Raw genomic sequence first — 11,119 nt, 5'->3', positions numbered from 1 at the left:
CGGGGACTAATTCCTTCTCAGGATTGGCTTGAGGAGAAGAAAATGCTTTCTGTTGATGATGTTGCGAGACACTTCGGCCTGCGACCGGACACGGTGCGGCGCAAGATCCGGGCTGGGGAAATCGATGCGATCCGGATTGGGCGGAATTTTCGTCTGACCTGGCCCGACGTCTGGGCCTGCGAAGACGGACCGATGCCGAAGCGAGCCCGCATACTGCGCTACCAGGAGGACCTTCTGTGCAAGAAGCAGGTCGCTGGCGCACTCCGCGTCAGCGTGCGCACTATCGAGCGCTGGATCGATGACGGGATGCCGACGCGCAATGTTTTCGGGGTCGTTCGCTGCAATCCGCACGATGTCACGGACTGGCTGAAGCTACGCGGTGTCGATCTTCCGCCCAGTTGGTGGACGTGACAACGCCGGCGCGTCGCACAGTGTGGACTGGCTTTATCGCGACACGGGCCGGACCGCCCTGCCTGTCGCACAATCGTCCCCAAACATAAATCGGCGTTATGTTCGTGCCCCACAATGCGAAACCCGGGAAAATCCCGCCACCGTGTGCGAACCGCGCCTCCGGGCGCGATCTCCTGAGGGGCCGCCAGAGGGCGGCCTGAGCCGAGCCGGAACTCGGCGTCTTTCTTCGTGAAGACGCCGAGTTCCGGCTTCTGAAACAGGGGAAGAAGATATGACCTATCAGAGCACAATATCATCAAACCAAGGCGCGACCTGCGGTGACGTCCTGAGCTGGGCGAAGGGCGTCGGCGAGAATCGCGACGCGATCTACGAGTTGGAAAAGGTGCCGGCCCGGATGGGCATGGCCGACAATGATATCGGTCTGATCCCGGCCGATCTGCCTCACTTCCATCACGTGATCGCCAAGACGCCCTACGGGGTGGTCTCCAATGCGCGCGATCTGGAGAAGGCCCGCCGACGGGGAAATTCACGCCTCGGCAAATTGCTCGAGAGATTCCACTCAGCGCACGGAACCGTCAAACCGGCGGGCGTTGCCACGTCGTTCGATCCAGTCATACAGGCAGTGCAGAACCGGGAGGGCTTCACGGACGAGGGTGCGGATTTCCCGACCTCGCGGCACAAGTCGCTCTTTGCCCTGCGTGCCCGCTGCCAGGTAACGCTCGATGCGCTCGACCAAGCCGAAATCGACCGAATCTTCCGGGAAGCCACGACCGAGAAGCGGCGTGCACTGCGCCGCGCGATCAATCTTCTGGGCGATCTCCAACGTGGTCACAACCGGTGGCCGGACGTCATGCCATTCCTGCCTGCTGCGGAACTCTCTGTCCCGAAGACCTCCGATCGTGCCGAACGAATCCTCTGGGATTCCCTGCCAGAGACGTTTCGGCTCGACGCGGAGGCCGTTTTCCGTGAAGTCCTGCTGACCCCAGCCGATCTCGCCGCGTGGATCACCGAGCAGATGGCCGCCGGAATAGCCTCCGCGGATATCAACCGGGCTGTGAACGAACGGGTCAAGGGTCGCGGCCGTCGCCCGAAGAACTCGATGACGGCAATTGCCGGATACAAGGGGGGCGTGACTTGGCTCGTACGCCAGCACAAGCAACACGTGGGCTCGTTCGGCTCTTTGCCAGCCTTGAGGGATCTCATGGGGCGCGAGCTGATCACCGCAGCGATCGAGGACCAGATCGCGCGCTCGGACGCGTCACCGAACCTGAAGGATGCCGCGAAGAGCCAGACGTTGGCGAACCGGCTGACCAATCTCAGGACCATTGCCCGTCATGGCCTACATGATCCCGAAATCGTGGCGCATATTGACGTCCTGAAAGTGGCCTACCACGACTACGTCGTTCTGCCAGAGCAAATGACCGAGGAGGCGGATCAGACCTGCCGGATGCTTCAGCATAGGCCGGACCTCGCTGCGCGATTCGTCAATGCTCCCAGCACGCTGGCGCGCAACGCGGAAGCGGCGCTTGCGGAAGCCGAAGCTGCCGACGACCGAGACAAAGAGGATGTCGCTCTGCGCCTCTACGCCGCCGCGGCTCTGCACGCGATCCAGGCATCGCGTCCGCTTCGGACTTCGAATCTGATCGCTCTTCGCCATCGTGGGTCCGCCGAGATCGGCGGCAACGTGACCTGGATCAGAAAGGGTGAGCATGCCGAGCTTCGCTTCCTCCAGGGCGAGATCAAGAACGACCAAGTCGTGACGGTGCATCTCCTCGGTGAAGACGCGCGCATCCTTTGGACGTGGATGGAGGTCCATCGGAAGAGGTTTCTGGAGCTCCGGGACCTGTCGGACAGTCCCTACGTTTTTCCCGGCGCCGCACGCCCGCGCTTTGTCAAGGACGCCATTACTCTGCCGAAGGGCTGCATGGCACCGGCGACGATGGCTGAGGTCTGGGCGCTCGGCGACGAGCGGATCGGCCTCGGGATTTCCCCGCACGCCTGCCGGCATGCCATTGCGACCCTGATACTTGCTGTGGAGCCCGGCAATTTCGCCAAGGCGGCCTCAGTTCTCAGCGATACCGAAGAGACGGTTCGCCGTCACTACGGTCGGGACAGTGGCGAGTTGGCGGCGAAGGCGGTTCGGACCGCATTGCTCGAGCGGCACCCAGACATCTTCAAGCGCATGAAAGGACGCCTGAAATGAGCCGCAAGACCGTAGAAGAGCACCTCGCTGCGGCACCACTTCCGGTACGTCGAGCCATGATCGCCGGCAAGGACTCTCTCGAGCCCGGTGCTGCGGCGGTCGTCGGGCGGCTCTTCGCGATTGCAGCGCGTCGACAAGAGCCCCTGGAGGTGCCGAGCGCCACGAGCTTTCGCGAAGCGGCTGGTTCGGAGCCGACATTTCGGACCCTGCTCAGGACCCTCGCGGCCTTTGCCCCAGGGATCTCGTCTGCATCGGCGCTCGAAGTGAAGGCGGAATGGGTTGCAAGACGGAAACCCGTCTACTTGCACAGACACCCGGCGAGGCCCCAGAAGGACATCGACATTCTGACGTGGCCCCAGTCATGGCAGGCGCTATGGCCTGGCCTGAAGCGCGCGAAGATCGCGCAGAGCAGCCTCAATCGTTATAGGGCTTCGATCAATCGATGCGCCCAGCTCGTCGCGGAAGGGAAGGCTACCGAGGAACTCGGTTTTCTGACTGCCTACAACCTGGCTGAGGCACTTCCTGACACCTGCCGCAAGAAGACCCGGACTGGCCGTCTGCGGCCCTGGACCGTGGCGAACTACATCGAGGGTTTGGTGGTGCTGGCGCGCTACGGCCAGGCCGATGAGGCCGCCATTTCGGGATTGCGCTTCGTCCGCGATCATCTCCGACAGGTGGCGGATGCTGGCGACAAGCTCAAGTTCGAGCGTGTCCGGGCGTTGATGGAGCGGGGCGGCTTCGCCTATGCCGCAAGCGAGATTGGACGACTCCGGGCGCTCGGCGCGAGCCTGCCGCACCACACTGCGGAGAAAATCCGGGCATTGCGGGCGGCGGCACTTTGTTCCGTCTTGATAAACAAGCCCTCACGCACGGGCGACGTCTCCGGCTGGCGCTTCGGCCATGAGATTTGCCGCGGGTCAGACGGAAGTTGGACGCTCGGGTGGCGGCAGCAGAAGAATGGGCTGGAAACGGACGCGGGCACCCTTTGGCCAGAGGTCGGCGAGGTTCTCGACGAGCTCGTGTTAGGTGGTCGCCCGGAGAGATTCATCCATCTTCGTTACCGGGAGGTGGTCGGTTTGAATTGGATGAGCTTCACCGAGCGGCCCAGGAGCAGTCACTGGCCGAGCGAGGTCGTGAAGGCGGTGCTCAAGGTTCCGTCTCACGACCTTCGCACTCTCGCAGCAGACTACCTCCGCCTGCACGATCCCGAAACGGCTGCGGGCGTGATCGCCACCCATCTTGGCCATGCGAGCATGCGCGCTGGCGGTGAATACCGTGCGCTCGCTGAGGGCGACGCCGCTTCCCGGTCCTGGTCCCGCATGCGCAACAAGATCGGGAAGGAATAGGCACAGCGGCTCGGTTTCTCCAGCGCGCCCCTCCGGGTGAGGGCGCGCCGGAGAAACCCGCCGAGGCGCTCGATAAATTGACGACGCGGACTCAAGGAACATGCTGCTGCACTTGGGTCCGCGCAGTGCTGCCCGGGGAAAGGAGGGAAAAGAGGGCATCTTGACGCCGATATGAGTTACGGCGCGCAATGGAGAACTTTCCATGACATACCACCCGAAATTCGACCCCGCGCGGGATTTCGATCCGACTGCGGATCTCCAGCTGACGCGCGACTTCATGCACGAGCACGGCAGTGCACTGGCAAGCGCCGCCCATCTTCTCGGAGGCAGCGCCGCCGGTGGGCGCGTCTTGCGCTTCATTGAGGCGGTCAAGGAGAGTGGGCGCATCACACGGGCGCACCGCCGAGAGCTCAGCTATCTCCACTACCTGCTGTCGCTCGAAAATGTCGGCAACCCCGGCAGCCTGGAAGCGGCGCTTTTCGCTGAAATCGACCTGTCGTCGCCGGAGGTCGAAGACATCTGCTTGCTCACCTACCTGCTCACAGAGCTCCTCGAGCGCATCGCTGCGCCGGAAGCCGCATCTGACGCCGCAACGGCTGCCTACCTTGGAGATGCGGTGTGATGGCCTCCCGCAGTCCCGCCGGCCTCCTCGGGACCGGCTGCTTGAGACTGGTCAGAGGGATCAGTCAGAATTCGGGAGACCCGATCATGCACGACCAGAAACAGAGCCCCCCAGTCATTGGTAATCTCGCGGCGGAGGCCGTCGGACTTGGTCGCGAGATTGCCCGGGCGGCACGCAGACTTGATCTCGGCCGGGCGGCGCACGAGCCTGCTATTGTTGCCCGCTGCCTGGCGCAGTTGGGCGAACGCCGGCCGTTCACCCCCGATCTCGAAGTCGGCCTCGATGCCGTCGCCCAAGTCCTTGGGCGTGAACTCGAGAGAGAGTATCTCGGGCAGGCGTGGCACTCGGTACTGGCCGGCCATGACGGCGATGGGCCACGCTACGAGTCCGCAGAAGTCATGACCTATACTGAGCGCGGTGAAGAACTCCTTCAGCTTCAGCGCGCTTACGAGCGCTTCAGGTTCCTCCGCGAGGAGGTGCTCGACCACCTCTCTGCGCAGCGCGTCCTGATGGGGATGTCGCGAGTCTGATGAAAAAATTCTCCCGTCCCGGAACAGGGGCGGGAGAAAGAACGGCGTCGTGTTGTCCCAGCCCCTTGCAGTAAATGGTGCAGCCTGTGGCTCACGGCCTTGTTGGCCCGACACCATGTCGACCGACATCCCCCGAGAAATTTCTACGGGAGTTGGAAGGATGGATAACGGCTATGCGGGCGTCCTGCCGTTCGGGTTGAGCGCAGCGATCGGCCCCTAAGAGCCCCTGAGCTGTCACTCGGGGCTGATGCCTATCAGCTTTCATGAAAAGCTTAACGGCCCTCGGTTCAGCACACCCCCGATGTGATGCCTCTGCTTGAAGACCTGAAGGCAGTCCATGATCGCCCTCCAGAGCGAGCTAAAGCGTAAACTCCCTCGCTACGTCGAGGCGTGGGCGCTACTTTGTCCTGAAAGTAAAGATAGGCGGACGACTGGCGCTGCGTGCTCGCCGTTCAGCCTCGAGTTTGGCCTCCTCGGCAACATCCACCCAGCGGTGGTCCCAGGCATATACCGTCTTCCTGGACCGGCTACTGTGGGCGGCGAAAGCTTCCTTCCGATACTGCCGCCCGTCGTAGGAGAAGACCTCGCGGCTTCGAGCCCGGGGAAATGCAGTATCAAGGGCATGATGCAGGGCTTCCTTAGGGCTCCTCTCCAGAAGACCATCGGCCTGTAGCGAACGCCTGATCTGCGTCACCTGCCACTTTAGTCCGTCAATTTCGGACGTGTATTTGTTATGGTCCTTGGCCGGGTCGCGCTCCGCCTTGGCAACGCACTCTTCCAAAATGGCTTCCGCATGAGCGAGTTCAGCCAAAGTTGCCATATTTCATCCACTTCCCCAAAATTCTACTCATGGTAATAGCAAGTAATCGACGGCAAGTCGAGTTGAGCCGCGCTTCGCGCATTCGGCCTGCACAGCAGTAATGGCGTCGTAGGCGGGAACCGAAATCCTCTGTAAGAGAGGACTCGAGACGACGGTCGCGTTTGTTCTGGCATCAGCCGTGTGCACATGCAGCAACGCGCGACTTTGCGTTCGGGCCGTAGAGCGCGAACTCGATTTCCTCGGTGGTGAACTCCCTGGTCGCATCCTCGATTTCGAAGCCGTCAAAGGCGCTATGCTCAAGGCGGCTGCGGAGCGAGGGATGACAGGGGAGGGAGAGAAAAAGGCTGGTCATGCAGACACCTGCGTTGCGGCGGTCAAGGCGATCGTGGTCAAGATTTGGTTCTGGACCCGGGCGATGGCGTCGAGCGGCGATTGGGCTGCGGTCCGCACTGGAATGCCTGCCAGGACTCCTGGTGCGCCGGACACATTGACCTGCCGGACCTCGGTGAAGGGGTACAGCGCGCAGTCGCTCCCGAAGCCACCGCGGGAGAGGCGCTGGCCGAGATTGACCTGGCAAGGAGCGGGCGCGGAACAATCGAGGCGCAAGGTCAACTTCTCATTTTACGACACAAGTCCCCACTGTTTGTGACTACCCCCTGAATGCGCGACGGCGGCCCTGAAATCAGGCTTGTGCCATCGCCGCCGTCGAAGACAGATGCGCATAGTGGCTCGAAAGCGCGGCGAGGGTCTTTGCAAGCTTGTCGTTAGAGGCACCGGTATCCGCGAGCTTTTCCTGAATCGCCTTGGCCATGGCCCCGTTGATCCCCTGTAGCTGTCTGGCAACCGACAGGTTCATGTCCTGTCGCACGGCAACCTCCGAAGCAAGACTGGCGGCGAACTGGAAGAGAGCCAAGGCTTCCAGGCCTTCATCGTCGAGAGCGCCTGTCTCGGATTTGGCAAGCGACCTGACCACCTCTGCCATCAGGCGCCCCAGCATCCGCACCCAGCTCTGGGCGGGATCGGTGGAGGAAAGGCCATGGTCCGGACCGGGAGCGACGCCTGCAGGGCAGGCCTCCCGCAACACCGCCATCACAAGGAGCCGAAGCCTAATCGAGTTGCCATAGGAGAGCGCATCCACGTCAGGTTCACGCAAGACCTGGCAGGTCCGATTGACATGCTCGACCAGCTTTTTCGCCCGTTGCTTCGCGTCATGGAAGCTCCGTGATGGCCTGGCCTTTGAGGTGGCGGCGGAGGATGGACGAGGGGGCGGAGGCGTACCACCACCGATGATCGCCGAGAGGGCATCAACCTCCTCTGCGCCGTGTTTTTCGAAGAGCCCCAGGCGCCGGTTGATGATATCCCGCAGGTCGCCGAGCGGACCATGACGCGCGTCGGCCCGGCAGCCCGCATCCTCGCTCACGGCAACGCGCCTGAACTCCTCCGAGGTGTAGGTGGGTGCGTTGTTTTCCTCCGGAGCCTCATCGTTCCGGACCTTGAGTGTCTGCCGGTCGGCTTTCGCAGCGGCAGTGCGCCGCGTATCGCCATCGATCATGAGCGCCAGGCGCAGCATGTCGAAGTCAACATCAAGAGACTGCTCGATCTCCCCCAGAATTCGGTCGACCTGCGAAGGATTGGCGGCACGGGCGTTGCGCTCAAGGTCCGACAATACCGCGACCGGTGAGGGTATGCTGGTCTCCCCATCAGGGAAATGAACGATCGCCTGCCGCGGCTGGCTGGAGCCAGAAGCAAGTTCGATGACCCAGCCCTCCCCACTGAGGACGGGCATTCCCTGGTGTAGTTCGATGCCCTCATGATCGAGAAGGGAGATACTTGCACCTTCGGACGGCCGTCCCGTCGGCGGTGCCCATCTTAGGCGGGAGCCGTCGAGGCAGAACATGCCCCCATCGACGATCCGTGCGCCGCTGCCGGAGCCGGTCTCGTCTCGGCGCCGCAACCGGAGGTCGGCGAGGGGCATTTCACTGGTAAGACATTGCCCGAGGCCAAGGCGCGCAATGGCCGAGCCCGGATCTTCTGCCCGGATCAGGCACGCCTCCGCGTTGCCCGGTCCCCCGAAATGCCCCAGAAGGCCGGCCTTGGATGCATTTGCCGAGCCCGCGAGCACATAGTCGGCCTTCTGGCCCCTGGCGACGACGATCTTGGCGTGGAGCTTCCGCTCGGCGATCTGTGGCAGCTTCTCCGAAGAGTGCAGTCGGGCGGCATCAAGGCGCTGGAACGTTTCAGCATCGAAATCCTGCTCATCCCTGTCCACCACCAGGGACACTTGAGGATTGCCCAGGAGTTCGCGCAGGGATTTCAGCCCGTCGAGCGATGCGTCCCAATAGGGCGACACCACGACGAGGTCCTGGATTGTGTCCCCGTCGATGAAACGCGACATGGCCGCGGCGATGCCGCCCTCTTCCATCTCGGTCAGGAGCGCGACCTTCGTGCCCTTGATCACCACCTCGGTGGCGGCTTCGGTCTCTGCAAGCCAGGGCGTGCTCCGGCGGGCGCGCGCAAGCGCCCGCTGCATGGCCGGGTCAGCCGGATCGCAATGTCTCTCGAAATAGGCAAACGCCGCAGCCAGCAGCGGCGCGGCGGTCCTGTCAGCCGCCGTCACGATGAGGCTCGAAACGCCTTCGAAATTGCTCACAAGGCCCGGGCCGGTGAGGTTCGCCGACCCGACCATGAGCCGGCCGCCATCCTGTCCAAGCTGGAGGACGATCTTGGGGTGGAAGCTTCCCGCGACCGCGCGCTTGGCCATGTGATACTTCACGCCCGCGGCGTGAGGCGCGCCGACATCTCGAAGGGTTTGGTTGAGCATGTCCCGATCAGCGATCACTGCAATATTGCGGCAGCCCCGGCTGCGCAGCGCGACAAGCACGACGTTGTCGAATACCGTCGGATCGAAGGCAAAGGTCGTCATCAGGGCGGAGTGATAGGAGTCCGCGTAGAAGGCTTCGTCGTATCTCATTGTGCCTCCAGAAGCGCGGTGCCGCGGGTGGTGATGCATGCGTCCTGCATCAGACCGATATCCTCAAGGAACTGCAGCGCGGTCCCGAGCCTCGGGCCGCTTGCCTCCACCATCGCGATGCGGCGGGCGCGAAGCCGGGCATCCTCGATTTCGACCAGGTAGGTGTATTTCTTTTGCAGGTGGAACTTCCGCGCCGCCACCTCGAGGTGACGCCTGAGGACCCGCTCCCCAATGAGGGTTTGCAGGACGCCTGACGCCGATTGATCCATGCTCTGAATGAGCCAGCGAAGCTCACTCAAACCGGTCTGGTAGCCAGGCTTGTCCGGGAAGCTTTCCTTCAGCTGGTCGAGATCGCCGCGCCACAATGTGCAAAGCCGCGCGAGCGGCGCAAGGATGTCAGCGATCGGCGCCTCATCGCGCAACGCAGCCCCCTGTAGCTCCCGGAAGGTGCGACCGTCATTGGCCGCCTCGAGGGCAAAGAAGAAGTCTTTCAGGGTCACGTCTGGAATGTCCCTCAGCGCCAGCGCGTTCAGGGCCGGGAGCGCCAAGCCGAGTGGGTGATCCATCAACTCCCGTGTCGCATGCCGCATCAAAGCCTCGTAGACGACGCGGACAGTGTCCCCGGTCTGATAGTGACGCCAGGCGGCGTGGGTTTCTTGAAGTTCGCCTTCGGGCACGGTTTCCAGCCACGACCATCGCAGATCATCGACGGCGACCGGCGCTGCGCTGAATCGGGCCGTCTCGAGAATGAGCAGGAGCGTTTTGCGGCGCTCGAGAGAGGATTCCCGGCCATCCGAGCCCAGCAACAGGTCCCGTAGGAGTTCGGCTTCCGCGCTGTCCTGATCCAACGCGCTCGGTCGCATCAGGGCCATGGGAGCCAACTCCTGCCTGGAGACCGTCCCTGCATCGGCGGCCGCGAAGAATGAAGCGGACAAGCCGCCCAGTGTCTCATCATAGGCGGCCGCGAGGGCCGCACCCGTCTCGGTCGGCACTGGCAGTCCATGTTCGGTGCGCTCTTCGAGAAGACCGTAATCGACCATCTGACGGAAGTAGACCGCGTAGAAGACTCCCGACTTGGCGTCCATGTAGCGCTCGGCCGCCGGCGTTGCCTCATCCGTGGCCCGGATGAAGTCAATCACCGGATTGTCGCCGCGGAGGTAGTCGTTGGCAAACAGCCGTGCAGCTACGCCGGTCTCCTTCGAGTCCTGGGCAGAGGCCAGGGCATAGAGGGCTTCGCAACGACGCAGGAAGCTATGAAAGCGCGTCCGCGATGCGTCGTGGATGTTCTGCGCATAGTGCGCGACGAGCCAGGAATAGAAGCTGTAGTTCCGTAGCCTGGTGGTGACCGAGGAAAATCCTGGAAGCAGCGACTGGTAGCGCTCCTGGATGACATTGATCATTGCAAGCGGGTCGAGCCCTCGCTCACTCCCCATTTCCGTCCAGGAAACCGCACCATCCATTACCAGCTACTCCTCCACCTGAAGACCTTGTTCCTGCTCCGCCAGACACACGCGGGAAATTTCCTTGACTTGCATGGCAAGACCTAAAAACACGTCTCTCTTGTAGACTGTGAATGGCAAGACGCCTGGAGCTGACTGATTGGCCTCTTTGCGTGGCAGGAGCACCACAATCGCCCCCATCACAGGCCTTGGTGGCCCGACATGGGCGAGCAGGCAGGTCAAATTGGCGGGTCTCCGCGCCCCGCGAGCCGACCAGGACCCTCGGTGACATCGGTATCTTTTTCCCTATGCGATGAGGCGGTCTCTGGGCGGCGGCTGTGTTTGTTGCCGCAAGGCAGAATGCGCGGTAGGATTGGCGCATGGTATTTATAGACCACCAATCAGATGAAGAACGCATAGCCACGCTCGAGTTGATCGAGTTGGCGACTCGGTGGGCTGGTGGGAGCGAGGCACGGGCGATCGCTTGGTTCACCTCTCAGCCGCTCCCCTCGTTTGGTGGTCAGACCGCGGCAGACCTCGTGCGCGATGGTCGCGCGGAGGCGGTGAGGCGATACCTCTCGCGGATTGGCGTCGGCGGCTTTTCGTAGGGCGATATCGATTGCACGCCGGGATATGCCTGTGATCCCGCTCGGGAAAGTGGACGGAGGCAGGGATGGTGTTGTGCTATCGGGAAGCTCCAGGGCAGCAAAACGCAGCCGCGCCCACATCGTGTTGCGAAGCAGGGCAGCGCTTCGGGCGTTCGGTTGACGAAATTCT

At 62.6% G+C, this 11,119-nt stretch carries 10 protein-coding genes; 6 read left to right on the top strand and 4 right to left on the bottom strand.

Annotation, left to right across the window (positions count from 1 at the left end; genetic code table 11):
* The first annotated feature begins 42 nt into the window (after nucleotides 1-42).
* From PVT71_RS00255 to PVT71_RS00235, 5 genes are all read left to right on the top strand, one after another.
* Nucleotides 43-411: a helix-turn-helix domain-containing protein gene (locus PVT71_RS00255; RefSeq protein ID WP_353472493.1), complete on the top strand. Its 369-nt coding sequence runs from the start codon at nucleotides 43-45 to the stop codon at nucleotides 409-411.
* A 271-nt stretch (nucleotides 412-682) separates the two neighbouring features.
* Nucleotides 683-2,614: a site-specific integrase gene (locus PVT71_RS00250; protein WP_353472492.1), complete on the top strand. Its 1,932-nt coding sequence runs from the start codon at nucleotides 683-685 to the stop codon at nucleotides 2,612-2,614.
* Nucleotides 2,611-3,960, top strand: a complete 1,350-nt coding sequence (locus tag PVT71_RS00245) for a hypothetical protein (protein ID WP_353472491.1) — start codon at nucleotides 2,611-2,613, stop codon at nucleotides 3,958-3,960. The genes PVT71_RS00250 and PVT71_RS00245 overlap by 4 nt, the downstream gene beginning before the upstream one ends.
* Before the next feature lie 202 nt (nucleotides 3,961-4,162).
* Complete coding sequence (locus tag PVT71_RS00240) at nucleotides 4,163-4,582, top strand: hypothetical protein (protein WP_353472489.1); 420 nt, start codon at nucleotides 4,163-4,165, stop codon at nucleotides 4,580-4,582.
* An 86-nt stretch (nucleotides 4,583-4,668) separates the two neighbouring features.
* Nucleotides 4,669-5,112, top strand: coding sequence for a hypothetical protein (locus PVT71_RS00235; protein ID WP_353472488.1), 444 nt, complete (start codon nucleotides 4,669-4,671; stop codon nucleotides 5,110-5,112).
* A gap of 397 nt (nucleotides 5,113-5,509) precedes the next feature.
* Here PVT71_RS00235 and PVT71_RS00230 read toward each other — a convergent pair whose 3' ends face one another.
* From PVT71_RS00230 to PVT71_RS00215, 4 genes are all read right to left on the bottom strand, one after another.
* Nucleotides 5,510-5,932 (bottom strand): hypothetical protein, encoded by a 423-nt coding sequence (locus PVT71_RS00230; protein WP_353472487.1) that lies wholly within the window; start codon nucleotides 5,930-5,932, stop codon nucleotides 5,510-5,512.
* 172 nt (nucleotides 5,933-6,104) lie between these two features.
* On the bottom strand, nucleotides 6,105-6,284 hold the full coding sequence (locus PVT71_RS00225) for a hypothetical protein (RefSeq protein WP_353472486.1): 180 nt from the start codon (nucleotides 6,282-6,284) through the stop codon (nucleotides 6,105-6,107).
* Between the two features lie 330 nt (nucleotides 6,285-6,614).
* Nucleotides 6,615-8,903: a hypothetical protein gene (locus tag PVT71_RS00220; RefSeq protein WP_353472485.1), complete on the bottom strand. Its 2,289-nt coding sequence runs from the start codon at nucleotides 8,901-8,903 to the stop codon at nucleotides 6,615-6,617.
* Nucleotides 8,900-10,363: a hypothetical protein gene (locus PVT71_RS00215; protein ID WP_353472484.1), complete on the bottom strand. Its 1,464-nt coding sequence runs from the start codon at nucleotides 10,361-10,363 to the stop codon at nucleotides 8,900-8,902. Before PVT71_RS00215 ends, PVT71_RS00220 begins: the two co-directional genes overlap by 4 nt.
* Nucleotides 10,364-10,722: 359 nt before the next feature.
* On the opposite strand from PVT71_RS00215, the gene PVT71_RS00210 reads away from it, so the two are divergent.
* A complete protein-coding gene (locus PVT71_RS00210; RefSeq protein WP_353472483.1) occupies nucleotides 10,723-10,950 on the top strand; it encodes an MbcA/ParS/Xre antitoxin family protein in 228 nt (75 codons plus the stop codon).
* Nucleotides 10,951-11,119: the final 169 nt, after the last annotated feature.

This window comes from Salipiger sp. H15 (genome assembly GCF_040409955.1).
In the GTDB taxonomy this organism is placed as follows: Bacteria; Pseudomonadota; Alphaproteobacteria; order Rhodobacterales; family Rhodobacteraceae; genus Salipiger.
Note: the sequence above shows the minus strand (reverse complement) of the source record. Positions and strands in the feature narration are given on the sequence as shown.